Source organism: Streptomyces sp. NPDC048442 (genome assembly GCF_040651475.1).
In the GTDB taxonomy this organism is placed as follows: Bacteria; Actinomycetota; Actinomycetes; order Streptomycetales; family Streptomycetaceae; genus Streptomyces.
Genome location: NZ_JBEZKB010000003.1, coordinates 353,858 through 377,034 on the forward strand (window position 1 = coordinate 353,858; position 23,177 = coordinate 377,034).

The following is a 23,177-nucleotide window of genomic DNA, read 5'->3' on the forward strand; positions in this document are numbered from 1 at the left end:
CAGAACGTGGCGTCGGGGGCGGCACTGGTGACCAGCTCGGCGAGCGCTGCCGCTTCGCGTCCGCAGAAGCGGGGGTCGGACGTACGGACGATGGGCATGCGGGATGCGGCCGTATGCGTTCCCGGCGCACGGAATCCAGGTGCGTCGAAGCCGGGCGTGTGGACGCCGGACGCATCGCTGCCGGCCTCGCCCGTACCGGACGCGCCCCGTCCGCCCGCCTCGGCTGCGTGCTCCTCGTCGTCCGGGACGAGCGCCGCGATGACACGCGCCACCCTCTTCCCGTCCAGGTGGAACCCGGAAGGCGGCCCCGCGTGCAGCTCGCGCAGGATGCGTAGGGCCTCGTCCCGGTGGCCCAGTGATGCCAGCGCCTCCGCGACGGCGCAACCGGTGCGCACATCCGTGCCCGCGGCCCAGACCTCCCGCAGGACGCGCGCCGCTTCCACCGGCGTGCAGACGGCCGTCAACGACTTGACGGCGTGTTCCCCCTCGAAGCCGTACACGACCTCGCGCAACCGGTGCTCGGCCGCGGCATGAGCGGGATCGATCGCTTCCTAGAGCCAGTCCCGCCGCTTGAAAATCACGTACAAACCGGTGCAGACAACCGCCATCAAGCCGATTGCGAAAGGGTAGCCGAGAGTCCAGTGCAGCTCCGGCATGGTGTCGAAGTTCATGCCGTAGATGGTGCCTACCAGCGTCGGGGCGAAGAGGATCGCTGCCCACGCCGAGATTTTCTTGATCTCTTCGTTCTGCTCGAAGCCGGCGACCGCCAACGCCCGCATTTCCGCGTTCTGTTGCTGGGTGACGAGGGTCGCGTTGACGGTGAGGATGTCGGTGAGGGCCTGTCGGAAGGTGTCCACGCGCTCGCTGGTGTGGGTGACGTGGTCGGCGACGTCGCGCAGATAGCGCTGGAGTTCCTCGTCCGTACGGTACTTGGTGAAGCCCGCCATCAGTCCGTTCAGCATGCCGATCAGCGGGCGGGTGGCACGCTGGAACTCCACCACCTCGCGGGAGAGTTCGTAGATGCGGCGGGAGACTTCGGGGTCGCCGCGGAAGACCTCGGTCTCGATCTCGTCGATGTCGGTCTGTACGCCGGAGACGACGGGGACGTACCCGTCGACCACCGCGTCCAGGATCGCGTACAGCACCGCCTCCGGGCCCAGGGCGAGGAGCTCCGGGGCCTCCTCCATCCGGCGCCGTACGGCGGACAGGTCGGGGGCCGCGCCGTGCCGGACGGTGATGACGAAGTCGTGGCCGAGGAAGATGTGCAGTTCGCCGAAGTCGACCTCCTCGGAGGCGTCGAGGTAGCGCGCCGCGCGCAGGACGACGAAGAGGGTCTCGCCGTAGCGCTCCAGCTTCGGCCGCTGATGGGCTTCGAGCGCGTCCTCGACGGCGAGCGGATGCAGGTCGAACTCCTCGGCCAGGGAGTGGAGTTCGGGCTCGGTCGGCCGGTGCAGGCCGATCCAGGCCATGCCGTCCGGATGCTCGCGCAGCTGGCGGAACGTCTCGGCGAGGGAGTCCGGGGTGGCGACGCGGACGCCGTCGCGGTAGAGCGCGGCATTGACCACGCTCGCGTGGTCGTGCGGATCGGGCTGCCGGCGCGCGGCCGGCTTGGGGGCGAGCGGGGAAGGGGCGGGGGTGAGAGCGGGCTGCCTGCGCCAGGTGCGCTTCTTCGCCATGGAGTGGCTCGCCTCCCTCGTCGGCCCGGGGCTGTACGGATGTCCACGACCAGCGGATCACGAAGCAGGATATACGGGCCATAACGCACCGGCACGATGAATCGGCAACCTGGGCGAGCTCCGCTCCTTGCGGACCAAACCTGTCCGCAAGGAGCGCTAACGTGCGCAGCATGACGACGCCCGACGCCCCCCGCAGCACGTCTACCCCGGCTCCCACTCACGCGTCCGCCCCGGCTCCGCCCGCTCCCACTCGTGCCGCCGCCCCAGCTCCGTCCGCCCCGGCTCGCGCCGCCGCCTCGGCTCGCGCCGCCGCCCAGGCTTCGTCCGCCCCGGTTCGCGCCGCCGTCCCGGTTCCGTCCGCCCCGGCTCGTGCCGCCGCCGTCCCGGCTTGCGCGGCCGTCCCGGCTCCGCCTGCCCCGGCTCGCGCCGCCGCCCCGGCTCACGCTTGCGCCTCCGGCTCTGCTCGCGTCTCCGCCTCGGCTTCCGCTCGCGTCTCCGCCTCCGCCTCTAGCCCTGCCCCCGCCCCCCTCCTCGGCCCCCGTGACCTCAACCGGGCCACCCTTGCCTGGCAGCTCCTGCTTGCCCGTGCTGTGCTGGATGCCAAGGATGCCGTCCGTCACCTCGTCGGGCTTCAGGCGCAGAACACCAGGCCGCCGTACTACTCCCTCGCGGCCCGCCTCGAAGGCTTCGACCCCCTTGAGCTGTCCCGTCTGATGGCCTCCCGCGAGGTGGCCCGCATCGTCACCATGCGTTCCACCATTCACACCCTCACCGCCGACGACTGTCTCGCCCTGCGCCCGCTGGTTCAGCCGGTGATCGACCGCGAGCTGCGTCTCTTTCTCAAGCGGCTGCCGGGGGTGGACGCGGCCAGGGTCGCGGAGTTGGCGCGGGTGTTTGTGGCGGAGCGTCCCCGTCCGCTCAAGGAACTGCGCGAGCTGCTGCTGAAGGAGTGGCCGGACGCCGACCCGCAGGCCCTGGCGACCGTCGCCCGCTGCGCGCTGCCGCTCCTCCAGGCGACCCCGCGCGGGCTGTGGGGGGAGAGCGGCCAGGTCGCGCTGACCAGCTCCGGGGCCTGGTTCGACCGGCCCGAGCCCGTGTTTTCGCCCGAGGAGGCGGGGGAGGTGCTGGATGCGACCGTGCTCCGCTATCTGGGCGCCTTCGGCCCCGCCTCCGTCAAGGACATGCAGACCTGGTGCGGACTGACCCGGCTGCGTACCGCCTTCGAGCGGCTCCGTCCCCGGCTCCTCACCTTCCGCGACGAGCACGGCACCGAGCTCTTCGACCTCTCCGACGCACCCCGCCCCGAGGCGGACACGCCCGCTCCGCCCCGCTTCCTCCCCGAGTACGACAACCTGCTGCTCTCGCACGCCGACCGGACCCGGCTCGTTCCGCCCGAGTACAAGATGCGCACCTGGTGCGGCAACTACGCGTACTGCACCCTCCTCGTCGACGGGCTCGTCGCCGGGATCTGGCGGCTGGAGGAGTCGAAGAAGGCCGATGCGGCGACCCTCACCATCGAGCCCTTCGGCCGGCTCACCCGCGCCCAGCGCGCCGAAGTGACCGAGGAGGGGGCGAGGACGCTCGCCACCCTGACCTCGGCCGCCGCGCAGGACGTACGGTTCGGCGAGTTCTACGGCACGCAGGGGCGGTAGGCTCCCGGGCCGGCGCCCCCCGGCCCCGGCTGCGGCCCCACGGCCGCCCGGCTACAGCCCCACATCCCTCCGCCGGTGGTCCTCGAACGTCTCGCGCCGCACCAGCAGCCGCGCCCGCCCCTCGCGCACCGCCGTCACCGGCGGCCGGCCGACCAGGTTGTAGCCCGACGCCATGGAGAGGTGATACGCGCCGGAGGCGGGCACCGCGAGCACGTCCCCGGGCCGTACGTCCTCCGGCAGCTCGACGTCCTCGGCCAGGACGTCGCCCGCTTCGCAGTGCCGGCCGACCACCGTCGTCGTACGCATCGGGGCGGACACCGGGCGGCCGACGAGCCGGACGGTGTACCGGGCGCCGTACAGCGCCGGGCGGGGGTTGTCGCTCATGCCGCCGTCGACGGCGACGAAGACCTGCCCGCCGGACCGCTTCACGGCCAGTACCCGGTAGAGGGCGACGCCCGCCGGTGCGAGCAGGGACCTCCCGGGCTCGACGGTCAGCCGGGGTGTCGGATATCGGAATTCGGCGCAGGAGGTGGTGAGTTGACGGCTGATCAGTTGGCCGTACGCGGCCGCGGTGGGTGCCGGGTCGCCCGGCCGGTACGCGACGGCGAAGCCGCCGCCGATGTCCAGCTCGGGAAGGGTGACGCCGTACCGCTCGCGCAGCCGCGCAAGGAAGGCGATCAGCCGGTGCACGGCCGCACCGTACGGCTCGGGGGTGGCGATTTGTGAGCCCAAGTGGCAGTGGATGCCGACCAGTTGGAGGTGTGGCTGGCCGAGTGTCCGCGCCACCGCGTCCTCGGCGTCGCCCGCCGCGATGGACAGCCCGAACTTCTGGCCCTCCGCCCCGGTCCTTATCTTCTTGTGCGCTCCCGCCTCGATCCCGGGCAGTACGCGCACCATCACCCGCTGCGGCTTTGGGCCTGTGACCTGGGCGGCCAGCCGGGCGATCTCGCAGTCCGAGTCGATGACGATCCGCCCGACCCCGAATCGAAGGGCGGCCCGCAGGTCTTCCGGCGACTTCGCGTTGCCGTGCAGCACGATCCGGTCGGCGTCAAAGCCGTGCGTGACTGCCAGCTCCAGCTCCCCGGCCGAGCACACGTCGAGCCCGAGCCCCTCCTCGCGTATCCAGTCCACGACGGCCCGGCACAGGAACGCCTTTGCCGCGTACGCCACTTCGGCGTCCGGCAGCGCGCGCCGCCAGGCCCGTGCGCGGTCCCGTACCTCCTGCTCGTCGAGTACGTACACGGGCGTGCCGAACCGGTCGGCGAGAGCGGACAGGGACACGCCGCCGATGGTGAGGTCACCGCCGGGGGCGACGGTGGCGGACGCGGGCCACACGGGCGGCGCGCCGAGCAGGTCCGTACCCGCTCCTTCGACCCTCGCCTCAGTCGACATAGCTGCGGATTCCGGTGACGGCGAACCAGGGGGCGGGCACCGGTCGCGTTGCCGGTTGGGGTCCGGACTGCGCGGCGGGTGCGGTGAGTTGGGGGTCGACGGTCAGGACCGTCACCCCGAGCGGCGCGGCCAGTGCCCGCAGGGCGGGCTCCCCGAGCCGCACCCAGGGCTGCTGGGCGCCCAGTACGTCACCGAGCCGCGCGGCACTGCTGAAACCGACGGCGGTGCGGTGTCCGAGCGGAGTCCGCAGGAAGCGGAGATGCCGCCCGCCGGCGGACCCGAGCCGCACCGGCACGTAGAGGGCGCCGCCGCCGGCAGCCGGACCGGGTTCGTCGGGGTCCGCGTCGACGGGGGAGTGGAGGTCGTCCATGGGTGCTCTCCTTGAAGGGGAGTTCGTACGGGGCGCGGGCGGTGTGCGTCTGCCCGCGTGGTGCTTCCGTACGAAGCTATGCCCGGCGGGGCGGAGGAGGGCGTGCCCTGACGCGGCGTTGACCGTGCGGAGGCAGAACTTGACGCGCCGCTGACGTGTACGCGAGTGCACGCATATACGAGTGCACGCATACACGAGTGCACTCATACGCGGGTGCACTCAGGGGAGGAGTCCTGCTCGCCGGGCCGCCACCACCGCCTCCAGCCTGGTGTGCGCGCCCAGTTTGCGCATCGCCGCGCGCAGGTATCCCTTCACCGTTTCCGGCCGCAGCCCCAGCCGCTCGCCCGCCGTCGCGTTCGTCGCGCCCGAGGCGACGCAGCCCAGGACGTCCGTCTCCCGTGGGGTCAGCACCACCTGGTGCTCCCGCTCGGGCGGCCCTTCGGACTGCCAGGAGGAGGCCAACTTGCCGCACACCGCGAGGAGTTCGCCCCGCAGGAGCGGGTCCGTGACGCGCGGGGCCAGGGCGCGCAGCTCGGCGTGCGCCTCGCGGACCTCCTCCCACGCGCCGGGGCCGAGGCCCGGTTCCCGGGTCACCTCCAGCAGCCGCCGGACCTCGTCCCGTACGGCAAGGGCCTGCTCCACCTCGCGGGCCGCGTCCAGGACCGCCGCGGCCATGCGGTCGCCGAGCGGCTGCGGCGTGCGCAGGGCGCCGTACAGTACGCCGCGCACCCGGCGCCGTACGATCACCGGCACCGCGAGCACCGAGCGCAGGCCCTCGGCGGTGACGGCCGCGTCGTACTCGTGGCTGATGTGGCGTGAAGAGAGGTACTCGGTGACCGCGCAGGGCCTGGACAGGGCGATGGATTTTCCGCCGAGCCCGATCCCCGCCGAGACGCGCAGCCCCTGCAGCGCCTGGGTGGACGCGCCGCTCAGTACGCCGATACGGACGTCGCGCACCCCGGTGAGCAGCCCGCCGAAGGCGACCTGCAGCCCAGTGGTGCGCCGCAGCCGCAGCAGTGCGGACCGCATTTCCGCCGCGTGCGCAGACGCGGGTGGAGATGCAGGTGGAGATGCAGGCGGCGATGCGTGCCCAGCGGGCGGCACGGAGTCGGACACGTGATCCACCTTTCCACCCCCGTCCGGGGGTAGTGAGATCCAGGTGACTGGAACAGGATGTTAAAACCACAGCCGGTACCAGGGAGAGTGCACGATGCGGACGCCCATGACCATCTCCGATTTCCTCGATCGTGCGGAGCTGGGCTTCGGATCGCGCCCCGGCGTGATCGACGAGCCGGTCCAGCCCGCCGTGCCGGTGCCGGACTCCACGTACGGACAGCTCGGTGTGCGGGTCCGTGCCTGGCAGGCCGGGTTCGACGCGCTGGGTGTGGGAGAGGGCGAGCGGGTGGCCGTCGTCAGCCACAACTCCGCCCGGCTGCTTGAGCTGTTGTTCGCGGTGACGATGAGCGGCCGGATCTGCGTACCGGTCAACTTCCGTCTCAAGCCGGACGAGATCGACTACATGGTGCGCCAGAGCGGCGCGACGGTGCTGCTGGTCGACCCGGAGCTGGACGACGCCCTGTCGGGGGTCAAGGCCCGGCACCGGTTCGTGCTCGGGGAGCAGACCGACACCGAGCTGATGCGGTACGGGGTGGAGCCACGCCCGTGGTCGAACCCGGACGAGGACGCCACCGCGACGATCAACTACACCTCGGGCACCACCGCACGCCCCAAGGGCGTCCAGCTCACCCACCGCAACATCTGGACCAACGGCCTCACCTTCGGCCTGCACACCCGCGTCTGGGAGCGCGACGTCTACATGCACACCCTCCCGATGTTCCACTGCAACGGGTGGGGAATGCCCTTCGTGATGGCGGGACTCGGGGTCAAGCAGGTGGTGCTTCGGAAGGTGGACGGCGCCGAGATCCTGCGCCGTGTCGACGAGCACGGGGTGACGCTGATGTGCGGCGCCCCCGCCGTCTGGAACGCGGTGCTCGACGCCGCCGCCAGCTGGGAAGGGCCCGTTCCCGGCCGTGACCGGGTCCGGGTGGTCTGCGCAGGCGCCCCGCCGCCCTCCCGCATGATCCAGCGCATGGACGAGGAGCTGGGGTGGGAGTTCACCCAGATCTACGGCCTGACCGAGACGTCCCCGCTGCTCACGTTCAACCGCACCCAGCCGCAGGACGCGGGCCTTCCGGCCGAGGAGCGCGCCCGGAAGCTCTCCAGGGCCGGAATCCCCGCCCTGGGCGTCAAGTTGAAGGTTGCCGGTTCCGGGGAGGTGCTGGCGCGTTCGAATGTCGTACTCGACGCGTACTGGGAGAAGCCGCAGGAGACGGCCGACGCGCTGGAGGGCGGCTGGTTCCACACAGGGGACGGCGGCACGCTCGACGAGGCGGACGGCCATCTCACCATCTCCGACCGCAAGAAGGACGTCATCATCACCGGCGGCGAGAACGTCTCCTCGATCGAGGTCGAGGACACGATCTTCAGCCACCCGGCGGTCGCCGAGGTCGCCGTCATCGGCGTCCCGCACGAGAAGTGGGGGGAGACCATCAAGGCCCTCGTCGTCCTCGCCGAAGGCGCGACGGCCGAGGAGGCCGACATCATCGCCCACTGCAAGCAGCGCATGGCGGGCTACAAGGCCCCCACGTCGGTCGAGTTCCGCGCCGCGATCCCGCGCACCGCCACCGGCAAGATCCAGAAGTTCAAACTGCGTGAGCCCTACTGGGCGGGCCTGGACCGGGAAATCAGCTGATCAACGAACGGACAAGTCCGGACAACTCACAGGTCACATCAGGCCTCACCGCCGCACTGAGGGAGAACTTCCGGTGAACGAGATCTCGCAGCCGTCCCCGGCTCCGCAGCCGTCCCTGTCCTACGCACACGGCACCGGCACGGTCCCGCTGCTCGGCGACACCATCGGCGACAACCTGCGGCGTGCGGTGGATACGTACCCGGAGCGGGAGGCGCTGGTCGACATGGGGTCAGGGAGGCGCTGGACGTACGCCCAACTCGGCACGGACGTCGACGAGTTGGCGCGCGGACTGCTGGCCATGGGCGTCGCCAAGGGCGACCGGGTGGGGATCTGGGCGGTGAACTGCCCGGAATGGGTGCTCGTGCAGTACGCCACCGCACGCATCGGCGCCATCATGGTCAACATCAACCCCGCATACCGCGCGCACGAGTTGGCGTACGTCCTCCAGCAGGCCGGGGTCGCCGTACTGGTGGCCTCCCTCGCGCACAAGGGGAGCGACTACCGGGCGCTCGTGGCGGAGGTGCGCGAGCAGTGTCCGCAGCTGCGGTCCGTACACCACATCGGCGACCCGAGCTGGGGCGAGCTGACCGCGAGACTCGCACCGGAGGAGCAACTCGCCACCCGTGCATCCGAGTTGACCTGCGACGACCCGATCAACATCCAGTACACCTCGGGGACGACCGGCTTCGCGAAGGGCGCCACGCTCTCCCACCACAACATCCTCAACAACGGCTACTTCGTGGGCGAGACGGTGGGGTACGCGGAGCAGGACCGGATCTGTCTGCCCGTCCCGTTCTACCACTGCTTCGGCATGGTCATGGGAAACCTGGCCGCCACCTCGCACGGGGCGTGCGTCGTCATCCCCGCACCGTCCTTCGAGCCGGCCGCCACTCTGCACGCGGTCGAGCAGGAGCGGTGCACCTCGCTGTACGGCGTACCGACCATGTTCATCGCCGAGCTGGGCCTGCCGGACTTCGCCTCGTACGACCTCTCCAGCCTCCGCACCGGCATCATGGCCGGGTCCCCGTGCCCGGTGGAGGTCATGAAGCGGGTCGTCGCCGAGATGCACATGGCGCAGGTGTCCATCTGCTACGGCATGACGGAGACGTCGCCCGTCTCCACCCAGACCCGGCGCGACGACGACCTGGAACGGCGTACCGGAACCGTCGGCCGCGTCCTGCCGCACCTGGAGGTCAAGGTCGTCGACCCGGCGACCGGCGGCACCGTCCCGCGCGGCGAACCCGGCGAGCTCTGCACCCGCGGCTACAGCGTGATGCTCGGCTACTGGAACGAGCCGGATAAGACCGCCGAGGTCGTCGACCGGGGCCGGTGGATGCACACCGGCGACCTCGGGGTGATGCGCGAGGACGGATACGTACAGATCGTCGGCCGGATCAAGGACATGATCATCCGGGGTGGTGAGAACGTCTACCCGCGCGAGATCGAGGAGTTCCTGTACGGGCACCCGAAGATCGCCGACGTACAGGTCGTCGGCATCCCCGACGCGCGCTACGGCGAGGAGATCCTGGCCTGCGTCGTACCGCGCGACCCGGCCGACCCGCCGACGTACGACGAGGTCGCCGAGTACTGCCGGGGCAGGCTGGCGCACTACAAGGTGCCCCGCCGGGTGGAGGTCGTGGCCGGCTTCCCGATGACGGTCAGCGGCAAGGTCCGGAAGATCGAACTCCGGGAGCGGTACGGGAGCTGAGGCGCGCCGCACGGCGCATGCACACCCGCGGCCACCGGTCCAGGCCCAGCGCCGCCTCCTCGGCGACGATCTCCCGCAGCCCGTCGGTGAGTTCGGCGTCGGGGAGGATGCGGAAGCCCAGGCGGGCGTAGTACGGCGCGTTCCACGGCACCTTCGCGAAGGTGGTCAGGGTCAGTGAGGCGGGCCCGGCCGCCTTCGCCAGGTGCTCTATGAGGGCGCGGCCCGCTCCCCGGCGGGCGATGCGCGGGTGCACCGACACCTGGTCGATGTGCGCGGCGCCGTCCACGTCCTGCCAGATCAGATACCCGTCCGGGCAGCCCCCGGACTCCTCGAACACCCAGGCGCGGCCGTCCTGTTGGTACGGGGCGAGCAGGTCGAGCGGCGGCGGGTCGTCGTCCGCGATCTCGGTCATGCCGAGTGCCCGGAAGGGCTCACCGGCTGCGCGCTCGATCTCCTGGAGCAGCGGAAGGTCGGCGAGGGTGGCGGGGCGGATGGGCATGCGGCCAGTATCCCGCCCCGCGGTCGAGCGAGACATGACCGGACCGGACCGGACCTGATCTGTCCCGGTCCGGTCCGCGCCCGGCTCCGGCTCAGCCGTCCGAGCCCACCAGCTCGTCCGCCGCCCCGTTGGCGGGCTGCGGAGTGCCGGTGAGGTCCATGACGAACAGCGGGACGCCGAGGTCCTCCGCGCGGGCCCGCGCCTCAGGGACGTACCCCGTGAGGGAGAAGAAGACCGAAAGGGACGACGAATTGAGCCCGTGCAGCCAGAGGCACTCCACGTCGCGGAGGGTGGACGGCTCGGTGCGCGGGTCGACCTGGGCGACCAGCCCGCGGGCGCGCAGGTCGATGCCGGAGGCGGGGTGCTCGGGCGACTGGAGGATGTCGCGGAAGCCGAGCCACTTGAGATAGAGCGCCGCGGCGGTGACGGCGTCCCGGGCGGTACGGATGGTGAGCGGGCGGAACGGCGGCCTGGGGCGGGGAGGCGGAGCGGGAGAGCCGCCTTCGGTCCGGCCCCCGGCGGGGGAGTCCCCGTCGGCCCGGCCGCCGGCAGGGGAGTCCTCGTTCGCCCGCCCGCGCCCGCTCTCGCCGTGGGCGGGTGCGGTACGGGCGGCGGCAGCCGGTTCGGCATCGAGGCCGGTGCCGAGGTCAGCACGGGCACTGGCGCGGGCGCCGGCATCGGCGTCGTAGTCGGAGCCAGGGGCGTCCCCGCCCGCGCCCCCGCCGCCGAAATGCCGGGTGTGCACCGTCGGGGCCGGACGTACGGGAATGCGCAGGACCGTGCCGCATCCGCAGCCCAGCTCCGGCTGGGGCCACTGGTCCTGCCTGCCGCAGGACGGGCAGCGGACCGTCACCCACGAGTCCGTCCAGGTGCGGTGCGTGATCGGCTGCGGCGGGGCGCCGCGCAGCAGTGGCGGGGCCAGCGGGGCACCGCACGCGCAGGGGAAGACGGGCGGTACGTACGCGTGATCACGACGGCAGGCGGGGCACCGCACCGGCACGCTGCTTCCCATGGTGCGACCTCCGGCACTGGATCCCGGCGCAATGGCCCGGCGAGGAGCGGCCGGGCCGTGAACGCGTGAACGACTGATGCGCTGTGTCGCCCATGGTCACACCAAGTGTGAGGAGTTGGCAGGCACTTCGGCTCTTTTCTGTCCACTTGATGCGGCGGCCCGCAGTGCCGCCCCCGGCGCCCGAACCGTGGACTCCTCTCTTGACGCCGTGACCCTCACATTCTATGTTGCTTCCACATAGCAGAACAGTACTTCCGCATTATGGAAAACCGGCCTGAAGCAGGAGTGACCCGATGCCCCGTATGACCGCTGCACTCGCAGCTGTTGAGATCCTCAAGCGCGAAGGCGTGAGCCACGCGTTCGGCGTGCCCGGCGCGGCGATCAACCCCTTCTACAAGGCCCTCCAGGCCGGTGGCGGGATCAAGCACACGCTGGCCCGCCACGTCGAGGGCGCGTCCCACATGGCCGAGGGCTACACCCGCAGCAACGCCGGCAACATCGGCGTCTGCATCGGTACGTCGGGCCCCGCGGGCACCGACATGATCACCGGGCTGTACTCGGCCATCGCCGACTCGATCCCGATCCTCTGCATCACCGGCCAGGCCCCGGTCGCGAAGCTCCACAAGGAGGACTTCCAGGCCGTCGACATCGCGTCGATCGCCAAGCCGGTCACCAAGAAGGCCACCACGGTGCTGGAGGCCGCGCAGGTCCCCGGCGTCTTCCAGGAGGCCTTCCACCTGATGCGCTCCGGCCGTCCGGGCCCGGTCCTCATCGACCTGCCGATCGACGTGCAGCTCACCGAGATCGAGTTCGACCCCGAGACGTACACCCCGCTGCCGGTCTACAAGCCCGTCGCGAGCCGTGCGCAGATCGAGAAGGCCATCTCCTTCCTCCTCGCCTCGGAGCGCCCGCTGATCGTCGCGGGCGGCGGCATCATCAACGCCGACGCCACCGACCTCCTCGTCGAGTTCGCCGAGCTGACCGGCACGCCGGTCATCCCGACCCTGATGGGCTGGGGCATCCTCGCCGACGACCACGAGCTGAACGCCGGCATGGTCGGCCTGCAGACCTCGCACCGCTACGGCAACGCGAACTTCCTGGAGTCCGACTTCGTCCTGGGCATCGGCAACCGGTGGGCCAACCGCCACACCGGCGACCTCGCCGTCTACACCGAGGGCCGCAAGTTCGTCCACGTCGACATCGAGCCCACCCAGCTCGGCAAGATCTTCGCGCCGGACTACGGGATCGCCTCCGACGCCAAGGCAGCCCTGGAGCTCTTCGTCGAGGTGGCCAAGGAGCTCAAGGCGGCCGGCAAGCTGCCCGACCGCAGCGCCTGGGCCGCCTCCACCCAGGAGCGCAAGGCCCAGCTGCAGCGCCGTACCCACTTCGACAACGTGCCGATCAAGCCGCAGCGCGTGTACGAGGAGATGAACAGGGCCTTCGGCCCGGAGACCCGGTACGTCACCACCATCGGCCTCTCCCAGATCGCCGGCGCGCAGATGCTGCACGTCTACAAGCCGCGCCACTGGATCAACTGCGGCCAGGCGGGCCCGCTCGGCTGGACCATCCCGGCCGCGCTCGGTGTCGCCACCGCCGACCCCGAGGGCCAGGTCGTCGCCCTCTCCGGCGACTACGACTTCCAGTTCATGCTGGAGGAACTGGCCGTCGGCGCCCAGCACAACATCCCGTACATCCACGTCCTGGTGAACAACTCCTACCTGGGCCTCATCCGCCAGGCCCAGCGCAACCTGGACATCAACTTCCAGGTCAACCTGGAGTTCGAGAACATCAACTCCCCGGAGCTGGGTGTCTACGGCGTCGACCACGTCAAGGTCGTCGAGGGCCTCGGCTGCAAGGCCATCCGCGTCACCGAGCCCGACCAGCTCCTGCCCGCCTTCGAGGAGGCCAAGAAGCTGGCCGCCGAGTTCCGGGTGCCGGTCGTCGTCGAGGCGATCCTGGAGCGCATCACCAACATCTCGATGAGCGGCGCCGGCATCGACGCCGTCAACGAGTGGGAGGACATCGTGACCGAGCCCGGCCACGCGCCGACCGCGATCCGCCCGTTCGTCGGAAAGTAGCGGGACACCCGCAGGTTGGATGTGTCCCCGCTCGGCGGACCGGGGAAGCAGCCGTAGGGAGTAGGGGAAGGGCCGGTCACCGCAGCAGGTGGGAGCCGGCCCTTCCGGCGTGCCCTTCCCGGTGTGACCTGACGCGTAGCCCTCGTCATCCCTGAGGGGGACGCGGCAGGTGCATTCCTGCGCCGGACGCGGACGACGCCCGGTGATCCATAACTTCGGTACCGGCAGCGCACGTTGCCAGGTACGGAAGGACCACCCGACGCCATGACGCCCCGCCCCAGTTCCCGCACCCGCGCCCGAGCGCCGCGCGCCTCCCGCCGGGGACGGCTGCGTCGTACGCTGCTCGCCGCTTTCGCCGCCGGGTCGGTGGCCGTACCGGTGGCGGGTGCGGCAGGGGCGAGCGAGGCGCCCGCACCGGCTCCTGCCGTCCTCGCGCTGCCGGACTCCGCGACGTCCGGTGAGCTGGCCGTACGGTACGCCGCCGGGCGCGGCGACATACGTGCCGCCGCCCGTGCCGCCGAGGCGCACGGCGCGCACAAGAGGGCCGCCGCGCTGCGCGAACTCGCCGCACCCGAAAGGCAGTTCCTCTCCTTCGACGGCCGTGACGGCGGACGCACGGTCGAGATCTTCGGCGACCTCGCCCAGGCCCGGCGGGTCGCGGTCCTGGTTCCCGGGGCCGACACCTCCGTGGACCGCTACGACCGACTGCGCAACAGCGCCGAGGCACTGCTCGGCGAGCTGGGGGAGGGGAGTGCGGTCGCCGCCTGGGTCGGCTACCGCACCCCCGCCACCATCAGCACGGACGCCGTGACCCCGGACCGCGCGGACACCGGAGCCGCCGAACTCGTCGCATTCTCCGCCCGGTTGGCGAAAATCCGGCCCGCCGCGCATACCACCTACCTCTGCCACTCCTACGGCAGCGTCGTCTGCGCCCGTGCCGCCCGTGCTCTCACGGCCGACAACCTCGTCCTGTACGGCAGTCCCGGAACCGGCGTGCCGAACGCCGGCGCACTCGGCACCCGCGCCACCGTGTGGGCCGGTCGCGGCAGCGCCGACTGGATCGCCGACGTCCCGCACGTCTCGCTCGAACTCCCTCTGTTCACCGTCGGGTTCGGCGAGGACCCGACGAACCCGTCATACGGCGCGCGGCAGTTCGACGCGGGTGACAGCGACCACAGCGGCTACCTGAAACCGGGATCCGTCTCCCTGCGGAGCCTCGCCCGCATCGTCGACGGGGCCGACGAGGCCGACCAGCCCCACCACGCCAAGGCGGCCGGCCGTGCGTGACGCCGCATCGGCTGGCCGGCCGCCCGGCTGCTCCGGCTGTCCCGGTCGATCGCCGCGGTCATCCTCACCTGGTCCTTCGCCGCGCTGACCGCCGCCACTCCACTGGTCGCAGGACTGCACCCGCTCTGGCCGCTCGCCGTCGTCCTGCACGTCGACCTGATCCGCTTCGGCCTCGGGGGCCCCGACCGGCTCGGCCGGCTGCCGGTGTTCGGGTGCGCGCTGCTGATCTGCTGTGCGGCCTTCCGGAGTGACGAGAAAGGGGGGCCGCACGCCAAAAGGGGCGCGGAGTACGGGACCGTCCGTACTCCGCGCCCCTGGCGCAGCGTGCACATCAAGCTGGATACCGCCCGGCGGCGCAAGCTGGGCGCGACAGGACTTTCGCGCCGCCGGGCGGAGTTCAAGGGGGAGGTGGCCCCGAAAGAGGGGAGGTGAATGAGGCCGCGGTGGCGGCGATGAGCCGCCGGAGCACGCCTTCGCTCAGGTCGAGAAGGAGTGTCCGGTGGCCTTGACCACCGCACTGGCTCGCCGGCCACCGCGGGCCTCGTTCGTGTCCGTACCGCCGGCCACCCCTCATTCGGGCCGGCGGTACGGACAGCGGCTGGGTCCTGACCTCCCGTCAGGTCCCGGCCGCAGTCGGGGAGTTACTTGTCGTCGCGCAGTTCGCGGACGGCCTCTTCGACGCGCTTGCCGTACTCCGTGTCGGCGGCGTGGAAGTGAGCGAGGTTCTTCTCGATCACGTCGTCGCGGGTGACCTGCGAAAGGCCGCCGGCGATGTTGGCGATCAGGCGGGCCTGCTCCTCGGACGACATCAGGCGGTACAGCTCACCGGCCTGGAAGAAGTGGTCGTCCTTGACGTGCTGGGCGGCGGTGTAGGTGCCCGTCCAGCCGGTCAGCTCGGCCGGGGCGCCCAGCGGGGCGTCCGTCTGCGCGGGACCCTCGTACGAGTTGGGCTCGTAGTTCTTGTCGTGGCGCGTGCCGTAGCGGGTGGCGTAGGAGCCGTCCCGGCCGTAGTTGTCGGCGGGCGCGTTCTTCGGCGCGTTCACCGGCAGCTGGGTGTGGTTGACGCCCAGGCGGTAGCGGTGTGCGTCCGCGTAGGCGAACATGCGGCCCTGGAGCATCTTGTCCGGGGACGCGGTGATGCCCGGGACGAAGTTGTTCGGGGAGAACGCGGCCTGCTCGACCTCGGCGAAGACGTTGTCCGGGTTGCGGTCGAGGACCAGCCGGCCCACGCGCTGCAGCGGGTAGTCCGCGTGCGGCCACACCTTCGTCACGTCGAACGGGTTGAAGCGGTAGTCGGCCGCCTCCGCCGCCGGCATGACCTGGACGTAGAGGGTCCAGGACGGGTTCACACCGCGCTCGATGGCCTGCAGCAGGTCCGTCTGGTGCGAGTTGGCGTCCTTGCCGACGATCTCCGCGGCCTGGTCGGACGAGAGCGAGCGGATGCCCTGGTTCGTCTTGAAGTGGTACTTGACGAAGAAGGCCTCGCCCTCGGCGTTCGTCCACTGGTACGTGTGCGAGCCGTAGCCGTTCATGTGACGGTACGAGGCGGGGATGCCGCGGTCACCCATCAGCCAGGTGATCTGGTGCGTCGCCTCGGGGGCGTACGCCCAGAAGTCCCAGACGTTGTCCGGCTCCTGCTTGCCCGTGAAGGGGTCGCGCTTCTGGGAGTGGATGAAGTCGGGGAACTTGATCGGGTCCTTGATGAAGAACACCGGGGTGTTGTTGCCGACGAGGTCGTAGTTGCCCTCTTCGGTGTAGAACTTCAGCGCGAAGCCGCGCGGGTCGCGGACCGCGTCGCTGCCGCCGAGGTTGTCCGCGACGGTGGAGAAGCGGATGAACGTCTCGGTGCGCTTGCCGACCTCGGAGAGGAAGTTCGCGCGGGTGAAGCCGGTGACGTCGTCGGTGACCTCGAAGTAGCCGTAGGCGCCGGAGCCGCGGGCGTGCACGACACGCTCCGGGATGCGCTCACGGTTGAACCGGGCGAGCTTCTCAAGGAGGTGCTGGTCCTGGAGGAGGAGCGGGCCACCGATACCGGCGGAGGCGGAATTCTGGTTGTCGGCGACCGGGGCGCCTGACTCGGTCGTGAGCACACGCTTCGACATGGTGACCTTGGGACCTTCCTGCGGGAGCTGCTGGCGGCGTGAGGAGCGTAAGTACGCACCGAACGAAACGTCAACAGTTTGTTGAAGTTGATGTGACGATTGATGTGTCGAGAAGTCTGGGTGGAACCCGGGCTGCGGTGGCGCCTGGGCGCGACAGGACAGGTGTCAGCGCCACCGCAGCCCGGAGATCAAGTGGCCCTAAGAAGTAAGGGCGTTGGGGTCTGACCCGTAGGCCGGACCGAGGGGTCAGACCTGCGAGCCGGACAGCCGCTCGACCGCGCGCAGCAGCGCCGAGTGGTCCAGGCCGCCGTCGCCCTGGGCGCGCAGCGAGGCGACCAGCTGGGCGACGACCGCGCCGACGGGGAGCGCCGCACCGACATTGCGGGCGGCGTCGGTGACGATGCCCATGTCCTTGTGGTGCAGGTCGATCCGGAAACCGGGCGCGAAGTCGCGGTTGAGGAAGTTGTCCTTCTTGCGGGTCAGGACCGTGGAGCCGGCCAGACCGCCGTTGAGGACGTCCAGGGCCGCGGCGAGGTCCACGCCGGACTTCTCCAGGAAGACCACGGCCTCGGCGCACGCCTGGATGTTGACCGCGACGATCAGCTGGTTGGCGGCCTTCACCGTCTGGCCGGAGCCGTGCGGGCCGCACAGCACGATGGTCTTGCCGAGGGCGTCCAGGAGCGGCTTGGCGGCGTCGAAGTCCGCCTGCTCGCCACCGACCATGATCGACAGTACGGCCTCGATCGCACCGGCCTCGCCGCCGGACACCGGGGCGTCCAGGACGCGGATGCCCTTGTCCTTGGCGGCCTTCGCGAGGTCGATCGAGGTCTGCGGGGTGATCGAGGACATGTCGATCAGCAGGGCGCCCGACTTCGCGTTCTCCAGGATGCCGTCCTCGCCGTAGGCGATGGCCTCGACCTGGGGGGACGCGGGCACCATCGTGACGATGACGTCGGCGTCCCTGACGGCGTCGGCGATGGAGGACGCACCCTTGCCGCCTGCGGCGACGAGGCGGTCGATCTTCGCCTGCTCCAGGGTGAAGCCGGTGACGTCGTATCCGGCCTTCAGGAGGTTCTCGGACATGGGGGAGCCCATGATGCCGAGACCGATGAATCCGACCTTGGGAAGCGTGCTCATGAGGGTGCTGCCTCTCTCAGAAAACCGTGTCAAAAAGTTTCAGTTGGCGGCGCGGAGCGGCTGGGGCAGCCACTCGAAGGCGTCCGCACTGGGCCGGTCGCCCGGCTTGTACTCCAGGCCGATCCAGCCCTCGTAACCGGCCTTCTCCAGGCGGCTCAGCAGATCGGTGAAGTCCAGGCCTCCGGTGCCCGGCGCGCCGCGGCCCGGGTTGTCGGCGATCTGCACGTGGCCGGCCTTGTCGGCGTACGCCTCGATGACCTGGTGCAGGTCCTCGCCGTTCATCGACAGGTGGTAGAGGTCGAGCAGGAACTTGGCGTTGCCGAGTCCCGTCGCCTCGTTGACCTTGTCGACGACCTCGACCGCGGACGGTGCGCTCACCAGCGGGTAGAGCGGCGACTCCGGCTTGTTCAGGGCCTCGATCAGCAGGATCGCCCCGACCCGGTCGGCCGCGCGGGCCGCCGTGACGAGGTTCTCCAGGGCCAGGTCGTCCTGGATCTGCGGGTCGACGCCCTCGACGCGGTTGCCGTAGAGCGCGTTGAGCGCCTTGCAGCCGACCGAGGCGGCGAAGTCGGCCGCCACGTCGATGTTGGCCTGGAAGCGCCTCGACTCCTCGCCGGGGAGCGAGAGTGCTCCGCGGTCCGGGCCCGGAAGCTGTCCGGCGTAGAAGTTCAGGCCCACGAGCCGGGTGCCGGCGTCGCCGAGCGCCTTCCTGAGGGCGTCGAGCTCCGACTGCTCGGGGGTCGGTGCGTCGATCCAGGGCCACCACAGCTCGACCGCCGTGAAGCCGGCCGCGGCTGCTGCCGCAGGTCGCTCCAAGAGCGGGAGTTCCGTGAAGAGGATCGAGAGGTTCACATTGAAGCGGTGGTCCGAGTAGCCCATGGGGTTTCGGCGCTCCTTCCGTATTGCGGAAGTTGTTTTCTGCTTGATGGAAGGTTGCATGCAGGTCGGGAGGGCTGTCAAGAGGGGCTCCCGGATTTCGTCGTACGCGCAGTAGGTTTGTGCGCGTGCGATTGAGAGTGGAGTTCACGACCGAGCCCTTCGATCTCGACGAGGCGCCGCCGCATGCGGTGGCGGCCCGAGAGGTGATCCAGGCGGCCGAGCTGGACGCCGTCGACGTGGGCCCCTTCGGCAATACGGCGGAAGGCGGCGGCGACGCGGTGCTCACGGCCGTCGACGCGCTGTTGCGCAAGGCCCTCGCAGCCGGAGCCACCCGCGTCTCGTTGCAGGTCAATGTGATCGGGGAGGGCGAGAAATGACGGAACCCGGAGACCACCCACTGGTCACGGCGGTCAAACCGCTCGTCGACGCCATGGGCGCCGAAATGCTGGAGCCCGCGCGGGCCGGCCGGGACGACGTGGTCCTCGCCTGGGAGGGCGAGGACGTCGTGGCGATACGGCTTCCGCAGCTCTCGGACTCGCTCGACCACATCCTGGCCGCGCTGGAACGGCGGCACGGGATGCCGCTGGCCGACCTCGACCGCAAGACCAAGCAGTCGGTCGTACGGACCCTGGAGGCACGCGGTGCCTTTTCTGTGCGGCACGGTGTGGAAACGGTGGCGGGTGCGCTCGGCGTGTCCCGCTTCACCGTCTACAACTACATTAACTCTCAAGAAGAGAAACGGGCCCAGGGAAGCGGCAAGCCGAAGCGCTGACCTGCGGAAACGTGCCGTGCGGGCTTGCGGCGTGCCCTGTGTAATTGGGCTAGTTCTCGGTTGCGTGCTCGGGTGGCTCAGGGGTGGCCTCGTCTGCACGCTGGGGGCGCCGACCGCGTCTCTGGTGTAGTCGGTGTAGTTGTGGGTCTACAACTACCTGAACAGGGAAAACGCCGCCAAGACGGACTAGTCGACCGTCCCGGGAGTGCCCCAGGGCCGGATGTGGGCCGGATTTGAACCGGTTTTGATCTGGATTTGAGCCCTTCCAGGACCCCCATTTGATCGATCATTTTCAGTCGCCGCCGCCCCCGCTTGGGGGCGGCGGCTTTTGTCTTCGCGAACTTTCAACAAACTGTTGACGTCCAGTTGTTGAGGGCGTTAGCTATGCCCAGCCCGTCCAGCACAAGGCCACGGAGGCTCCCGTGACTTCGGTCCAGACACCGGGCCTTACCCGGTTCAACACCCTCCCCGAGAGCGCGGCCCAGGCCGAACTCCACGAGGTGTGTGCCAGTACTGCGTGGGGGAGCAAGCTCATTGCTCAGCGCCCGTACGCCACCGCGGAAGAGCTGTTTCTCGCCAGTGACGCCGCCCTCGCGGAACTCACCCACGAGGACCTCTCCGAAGCAATGGCGGGGCACCCGCCGATCGGCCGCCCGAAGCCCGGGGATCCGACCTCCTCCCGCGAGCAGCGCGGAATGGCCGGCGCCTCGGAAGAACTCAAGGCCGAGATGCTCGAACTGAACCTGGCGTACCAGGAGAAGTTCGGACATGTCTTCCTGATCTGCGCCACCGGCGCCACCGGTGAGCAGATGCGCGACGCGGTGCGTGAGCGGAGCGGGAACTCGCCCGAGTCGGAGCGGGAAATCGTCCGCACCGAACTGGGCAAGATCAACCGCATCCGGCTGACCCGCCTCGTGGAATCCCCCGCGGATTCAGGAGAAGAGAACTGAGATGAGTACCGCAACCACCGCCTCGGTGTCCACGCACATCCTGGACACCAGCATCGGCCGCCCCGCCGAGGGCGTCGCCATTTCGCTCACCGCCCGCAGCGGCAGTGACGCCGAGTGGGTGCCGCTCGGCGGTTCGAAGACCGACCCGGACGGGCGCTGCAAGGACCTCCCGGCCCTGCCGGAAGGAACGACCCACGTCCGGCTCGACTTCGAGACCGAGACCTACTTCTTGAACAAACACAGCGCAAGCAAGAAGAGCGAGACCGAAGCCGAGGCTCAGCAGGACGCCCCCCGCGTAAGGGACAGCGGCGCGTTCTTCCCGGAAGTGGCGATCACCTTCGCCGTCGTACCGGGCGAACACTTCCACGTACCGCTGCTGCTCAACCCGTTCGGCTACTCCGTATACCGAGGGAGCTAGCACCGATGCCCACCATTCTCGGCCAGAACCAGTACGGCAAAGCAGAGAACCGCGTCGTCAAGATCACGCGGGACGGCGACACCCACCACATCAAGGACCTGAACGTCTCGGTCGCCCTCTCCGGCGACATGGCGGACGTCCACCTCTCCGGCTCCAACGCGAACGTCCTGCCGACGGACACCACCAAGAACACGGTGTACGCCTTCGCCAAGGAGTACGGAATCGAGTCCGCCGAGCAGTTCGGCATCCACCTCGCCCGTCACTTCGTGACGTCGCAGGAGCCGATCAAGCGCGCCCGGATCCGCATTGAGGAGTACTCCTGGGAGCGCATCGCGACCTCGGACAACAACTCAAAGTTCATCGGCTCCGACGAGGTGAACCACTCCTTCGCCCGCAAGGGCCAGGAGCTGCGCACCACCCAGATCACCTACGACGGCGAGAACTGGGAGATCATCTCGGGCCTCAAGGACCTCACGGTCATGAACTCCACCAACTCGGAGTTCTGGGGCTACGTCAAGGACAAGTACACGACGCTGAAGGAGGCGTACGACCGCATCCTGTGCACCGACGTCTCCGCCGCCTGGCGCTACAACTGGACCAGCGACGACGACCGCATGCCCAACTGGGAGAAGTCGTACGAGCAGGCCAAGAAGCACATCCTGCAGGCCTTCGCCGAGACGTACTCGCTCTCGCTGCAGCAGACGCTCTACCAAATGGGTTCGCGGGTCATCAACAGCCGGAGCGAGATCGACGAGATCCGCTTCTCGCTGCCCAACAACCACCACTTCCTGGTCGACCTCGAACCGTTCGGTCTGAAGAACGACAACGAGGTGTACTTCGCCGCCGACCGCCCGTACGGCCTCATCGAGGCCACCATCCTGCGGGACGGAGTCGAGCCACAGATCCCGGTCGACATGACCAACCTCTGACGCGGTCAGGCCGGGGCCGTGCTTTACGGCGGTAAAGCACGGCCCCGGCCAACCGGAGGGAACGAACATTCATGGCACAGCCTGCAAAGGGGTCGGCAACAGAAGGCCCGTGTTTGACCCAGCAAGGTGATCAGGTCTCGCTCGGGAAGCCGGTCGATCTCCTCGATCCCGTCCACCCCGTGTCCGTCCACCCGGTGGACGAGAAGCTCCCCGCCAAGCGGCTCGTCCCCGCCGCGCTCCAGCACATCGCCGCCATGTACGCCGGCGTCGTCACCCCTCCGCTCATCATCGGCCAGGCCTGCGGCCTGGACACCGCCGGAATGACCCGGCTGATCGCCGCCAGCCTGCTGATCGCAGGACTCGCCACGATCCTCCAGACCATCGGCCTCACGAAGTTCGCCGGGAACCGGCTGCCCTTCGTCAACGCCGCGTCGTCCGCCGGCATCGCGCCCATGCTCGCGATCGCCGAGACCAGCGCCCCGGGCCACCAACTCCCCGCCATCTACGGTGCGGTGATGGTCGCCGGAGTCTTCTGTCTCGCCGTCGGCCCCTTCTTCGGGAAGCTGCTCCGCTTCTTCCCGCCGCTCGTCACCGGCGTCGTCATCACCCTCATCGGCGTCACGCTGATGCCGGTCCCCGTCGCCTGGGCCCAGGGCGGCAACAAGGAAGCCGCCGACTTCGGCGCCATGAAGTACCTGGCACTGGCCGCCTTCACCCTTGGCGTCATCCTGATCATCCAGCGCTTCGGCAAGGGCTTCGTCAAGCAAGTCGCCCTGCTGCTGGGCATGTTGATCGGCACGCTCGCCGCGATCCCGTTCGGCATGGCCGACTTCAGCGGACTGCGCGACGCCCCGGTCGCCGCGCTCCCCACGCCCTTCGCCTTCGGCGCCCCCGAGTTCCAGCCCGCCGCGATCCTCTCGCTGTGCATCGTGATGCTGGTCCTGATGACCGAGTCCTCGGCCGGGATGCTCGCCCTCGGCAAGATCTGCGAACGCGACTGCGACGGCAGGACCATCACCCGCGGTCTGCGCACCGACGGCATCGCCACGCTCATCGGCCCTGTCTTCGGCGGCTTCCCGACCAGTGCCTTCGCACAGAACGTCGGCGTCGTGACGCTGACTCGGGTACGCAGCAGGTATGTTGTCGCCGTCGCCGGCGGTGCGCTGCTCTTCCTCGGGGTGTTCCCGGTGCTCGGCGCGGTCGTCTCCATGGTGCCGATGCCCGTACTCGGCGGCGCCGGAATCGTCCTCTTCGGCTCGATCGCCGTGAGCGGAATCCGTACCCTCTCCGAGGCCGGACTCGACGACAGCTCGAACATCATCCTCGTGGCGGTGGCTCTCGGCGCGGGCATCATTCCGCTCGCGGCACCCACCTTCTACGCGGACTTCCCCGCCTGGGCACAGACCGTCCTCGGCTCCGGCATCAGCGCCGGCGCACTCGTCGCGGTCCTGCTCAACCTCTTCTTCCACCATCTCGGCACCCGCGACCGCCGCACTCCAGCGGCGGCCGTGGCACTCAAATCCTCCTAGGGCCCTGCCGTGCCCGATCAATACAGAGGTAAAGG

Annotated in this window: 20 protein-coding genes and 1 pseudogene; 12 read left to right on the forward strand and 9 right to left on the reverse strand. The window is 69.9% G+C overall.

Going from position 1 to position 23,177, the window contains the following annotated elements:
* Nucleotides 1–551: 551 nt before the first annotated feature.
* Nucleotides 552–1,676: a magnesium and cobalt transport protein CorA gene (locus AB0D18_RS07450; protein WP_362413896.1), complete on the reverse strand. Its 1,125-nt coding sequence runs from the start codon at nucleotides 1,674–1,676 to the stop codon at nucleotides 552–554.
* Between the two features lie 590 nt (nucleotides 1,677–2,266).
* Between AB0D18_RS07450 and AB0D18_RS07455 the strand changes: the two genes are divergently transcribed.
* Complete coding sequence (locus AB0D18_RS07455) at nucleotides 2,267–3,328, forward strand: winged helix DNA-binding domain-containing protein (RefSeq protein ID WP_362413898.1); 1,062 nt, start codon at nucleotides 2,267–2,269, stop codon at nucleotides 3,326–3,328.
* A gap of 51 nt (nucleotides 3,329–3,379) precedes the next feature.
* Here AB0D18_RS07455 and lysA read toward each other — a convergent pair whose 3' ends face one another.
* From lysA to AB0D18_RS07470, 3 genes are all read right to left on the reverse strand, one after another.
* Nucleotides 3,380–4,720 (reverse strand): diaminopimelate decarboxylase, encoded by a 1,341-nt coding sequence (gene lysA / locus AB0D18_RS07460; protein ID WP_362413900.1) that lies wholly within the window; start codon nucleotides 4,718–4,720, stop codon nucleotides 3,380–3,382.
* The gene (locus AB0D18_RS07465) at nucleotides 4,710–5,090 is read right to left on the reverse strand and encodes an SAV_915 family protein (protein ID WP_362413902.1); all 381 of its coding nucleotides are present in this window, start codon (nucleotides 5,088–5,090) and stop codon (nucleotides 4,710–4,712) included. The genes lysA and AB0D18_RS07465 overlap by 11 nt, the downstream gene beginning before the upstream one ends.
* 219 nt (nucleotides 5,091–5,309) lie before the next feature.
* Nucleotides 5,310–6,119: a LuxR C-terminal-related transcriptional regulator gene (locus tag AB0D18_RS07470; protein ID WP_362413903.1), complete on the reverse strand. Its 810-nt coding sequence runs from the start codon at nucleotides 6,117–6,119 to the stop codon at nucleotides 5,310–5,312.
* A 181-nt stretch (nucleotides 6,120–6,300) separates the two neighbouring features.
* Here AB0D18_RS07470 and AB0D18_RS07475 point away from each other — a divergent pair, with 181 nt between their 5' ends.
* Nucleotides 6,301–7,842: an AMP-binding protein gene (locus tag AB0D18_RS07475; protein ID WP_362413905.1), complete on the forward strand. Its 1,542-nt coding sequence runs from the start codon at nucleotides 6,301–6,303 to the stop codon at nucleotides 7,840–7,842.
* A 73-nt stretch (nucleotides 7,843–7,915) separates the two neighbouring features.
* Nucleotides 7,916–9,550 carry an AMP-binding protein gene (locus AB0D18_RS07480; protein ID WP_362413907.1) on the forward strand — a complete coding sequence of 545 codons (1,635 nt, stop codon included), beginning with the start codon at nucleotides 7,916–7,918 and terminating at the stop codon, nucleotides 9,548–9,550.
* Here AB0D18_RS07480 and AB0D18_RS07485 read toward each other — a convergent pair.
* Both AB0D18_RS07485 and AB0D18_RS07490 read right to left on the reverse strand, forming a co-directional pair.
* The gene (locus tag AB0D18_RS07485) at nucleotides 9,501–10,049 is read right to left on the reverse strand and encodes a GNAT family N-acetyltransferase (RefSeq protein ID WP_362413909.1); all 549 of its coding nucleotides are present in this window, start codon (nucleotides 10,047–10,049) and stop codon (nucleotides 9,501–9,503) included. The two genes, AB0D18_RS07480 and AB0D18_RS07485, sit on opposite strands and share 50 nt — an antisense overlap.
* Nucleotides 10,050–10,140: 91 nt before the next feature.
* A complete protein-coding gene (locus AB0D18_RS07490) occupies nucleotides 10,141–11,061 on the reverse strand; it encodes a hypothetical protein (protein WP_362413911.1) in 921 nt (306 codons plus the stop codon).
* A 293-nt stretch (nucleotides 11,062–11,354) separates the two neighbouring features.
* Between AB0D18_RS07490 and gcl the strand changes: the two genes are divergently transcribed.
* From gcl to AB0D18_RS07505, 3 genes and pseudogenes are all read left to right on the forward strand, one after another.
* Nucleotides 11,355–13,139, forward strand: a complete 1,785-nt coding sequence (gene gcl, locus AB0D18_RS07495; protein ID WP_362413912.1) for a glyoxylate carboligase — start codon at nucleotides 11,355–11,357, stop codon at nucleotides 13,137–13,139.
* Nucleotides 13,140–13,403: 264 nt separating this feature from the next.
* A complete protein-coding gene (locus AB0D18_RS07500; RefSeq protein ID WP_362413914.1) occupies nucleotides 13,404–14,426 on the forward strand; it encodes an alpha/beta hydrolase in 1,023 nt (340 codons plus the stop codon).
* A gap of 21 nt (nucleotides 14,427–14,447) precedes the next feature.
* Nucleotides 14,448–14,627: pseudogene (locus AB0D18_RS07505) on the forward strand (acyltransferase); the annotation flags it as partial.
* Between the two features lie 440 nt (nucleotides 14,628–15,067).
* Here AB0D18_RS07505 and AB0D18_RS07510 read toward each other — a convergent pair.
* From AB0D18_RS07510 to AB0D18_RS07520, 3 genes are all read right to left on the reverse strand, one after another.
* Nucleotides 15,068–16,528 (reverse strand): catalase, encoded by a 1,461-nt coding sequence (locus AB0D18_RS07510; RefSeq protein ID WP_362413916.1) that lies wholly within the window; start codon nucleotides 16,526–16,528, stop codon nucleotides 15,068–15,070.
* Between the two features lie 246 nt (nucleotides 16,529–16,774).
* Entirely contained in the window at nucleotides 16,775–17,665 is an 891-nt protein-coding gene (locus AB0D18_RS07515; RefSeq protein ID WP_362413918.1) for a 2-hydroxy-3-oxopropionate reductase, read from the reverse strand.
* Between the two features lie 39 nt (nucleotides 17,666–17,704).
* Entirely contained in the window at nucleotides 17,705–18,544 is an 840-nt protein-coding gene (locus AB0D18_RS07520; protein WP_362413920.1) for a TIM barrel protein, read from the reverse strand.
* A 125-nt stretch (nucleotides 18,545–18,669) separates the two neighbouring features.
* Here AB0D18_RS07520 and AB0D18_RS07525 point away from each other — a divergent pair, with 125 nt between their 5' ends.
* From AB0D18_RS07525 to AB0D18_RS07550, 6 genes are all read left to right on the forward strand, one after another.
* Nucleotides 18,670–18,921, forward strand: coding sequence for a hypothetical protein (locus AB0D18_RS07525; protein ID WP_362413922.1), 252 nt, complete (start codon nucleotides 18,670–18,672; stop codon nucleotides 18,919–18,921).
* On the forward strand, nucleotides 18,918–19,316 hold the full coding sequence (locus AB0D18_RS07530; RefSeq protein WP_362413924.1) for a helix-turn-helix domain-containing protein: 399 nt from the start codon (nucleotides 18,918–18,920) through the stop codon (nucleotides 19,314–19,316). The genes AB0D18_RS07525 and AB0D18_RS07530 overlap by 4 nt, the downstream gene beginning before the upstream one ends.
* Before the next feature lie 422 nt (nucleotides 19,317–19,738).
* Nucleotides 19,739–20,266, forward strand: a complete 528-nt coding sequence (gene uraD / locus AB0D18_RS07535; RefSeq protein ID WP_362413925.1) for a 2-oxo-4-hydroxy-4-carboxy-5-ureidoimidazoline decarboxylase — start codon at nucleotides 19,739–19,741, stop codon at nucleotides 20,264–20,266.
* A 1-nt stretch (nucleotide 20,267) separates the two neighbouring features.
* Nucleotides 20,268–20,684, forward strand: coding sequence for a hydroxyisourate hydrolase (gene uraH / locus AB0D18_RS07540; RefSeq protein WP_362413927.1), 417 nt, complete (start codon nucleotides 20,268–20,270; stop codon nucleotides 20,682–20,684).
* A gap of 5 nt (nucleotides 20,685–20,689) precedes the next feature.
* On the forward strand, nucleotides 20,690–21,613 hold the full coding sequence (pucL, locus tag AB0D18_RS07545; RefSeq protein WP_362413929.1) for a factor-independent urate hydroxylase: 924 nt from the start codon (nucleotides 20,690–20,692) through the stop codon (nucleotides 21,611–21,613).
* 71 nt (nucleotides 21,614–21,684) lie between these two features.
* On the forward strand, nucleotides 21,685–23,142 hold the full coding sequence (locus tag AB0D18_RS07550; protein WP_362413931.1) for a nucleobase:cation symporter-2 family protein: 1,458 nt from the start codon (nucleotides 21,685–21,687) through the stop codon (nucleotides 23,140–23,142).
* The last annotated feature ends 35 nt before the right edge of the window (nucleotides 23,143–23,177 follow it).

Excerpts from the sequence above, each read along its gene's own strand:
- AB0D18_RS07450 (WP_362413896.1), bottom strand. The coding sequence starts at position 1,676 with ATGGCGAAGAAGCGCACCTGGCGCAGGCAGCCCGCTCTCACCCCCGCC.
- lysA (WP_362413900.1), bottom strand. The coding sequence starts at position 4,720 with ATGTCGACTGAGGCGAGGGTCGAAGGAGCGGGTACGGACCTGCTCGGC.
- AB0D18_RS07465 (WP_362413902.1), bottom strand. The coding sequence starts at position 5,090 with ATGGACGACCTCCACTCCCCCGTCGACGCGGACCCCGACGAACCCGGT.
- AB0D18_RS07470 (WP_362413903.1), bottom strand. The coding sequence starts at position 6,119 with ATGCGGTCCGCACTGCTGCGGCTGCGGCGCACCACTGGGCTGCAGGTC.
- AB0D18_RS07475 (WP_362413905.1), top strand. The coding sequence starts at position 6,301 with ATGCGGACGCCCATGACCATCTCCGATTTCCTCGATCGTGCGGAGCTG.
- AB0D18_RS07485 (WP_362413909.1), bottom strand. The coding sequence starts at position 10,049 with ATGCCCATCCGCCCCGCCACCCTCGCCGACCTTCCGCTGCTCCAGGAG.
- AB0D18_RS07490 (WP_362413911.1), bottom strand. The coding sequence starts at position 11,061 with ATGGGAAGCAGCGTGCCGGTGCGGTGCCCCGCCTGCCGTCGTGATCAC.
- gcl (WP_362413912.1), top strand. The coding sequence starts at position 11,355 with ATGCCCCGTATGACCGCTGCACTCGCAGCTGTTGAGATCCTCAAGCGC.
- AB0D18_RS07500 (WP_362413914.1), top strand. The coding sequence starts at position 13,404 with ATGACGCCCCGCCCCAGTTCCCGCACCCGCGCCCGAGCGCCGCGCGCC.
- AB0D18_RS07510 (WP_362413916.1), bottom strand. The coding sequence starts at position 16,528 with ATGTCGAAGCGTGTGCTCACGACCGAGTCAGGCGCCCCGGTCGCCGAC.
- AB0D18_RS07515 (WP_362413918.1), bottom strand. The coding sequence starts at position 17,665 with ATGAGCACGCTTCCCAAGGTCGGATTCATCGGTCTCGGCATCATGGGC.
- AB0D18_RS07520 (WP_362413920.1), bottom strand. The coding sequence starts at position 18,544 with ATGGGCTACTCGGACCACCGCTTCAATGTGAACCTCTCGATCCTCTTC.
- AB0D18_RS07530 (WP_362413924.1), top strand. The coding sequence starts at position 18,918 with ATGACGGAACCCGGAGACCACCCACTGGTCACGGCGGTCAAACCGCTC.
- uraH (WP_362413927.1), top strand. The coding sequence starts at position 20,268 with ATGAGTACCGCAACCACCGCCTCGGTGTCCACGCACATCCTGGACACC.
- pucL (WP_362413929.1), top strand. The coding sequence starts at position 20,690 with ATGCCCACCATTCTCGGCCAGAACCAGTACGGCAAAGCAGAGAACCGC.
- AB0D18_RS07550 (WP_362413931.1), top strand. The coding sequence starts at position 21,685 with ATGGCACAGCCTGCAAAGGGGTCGGCAACAGAAGGCCCGTGTTTGACC.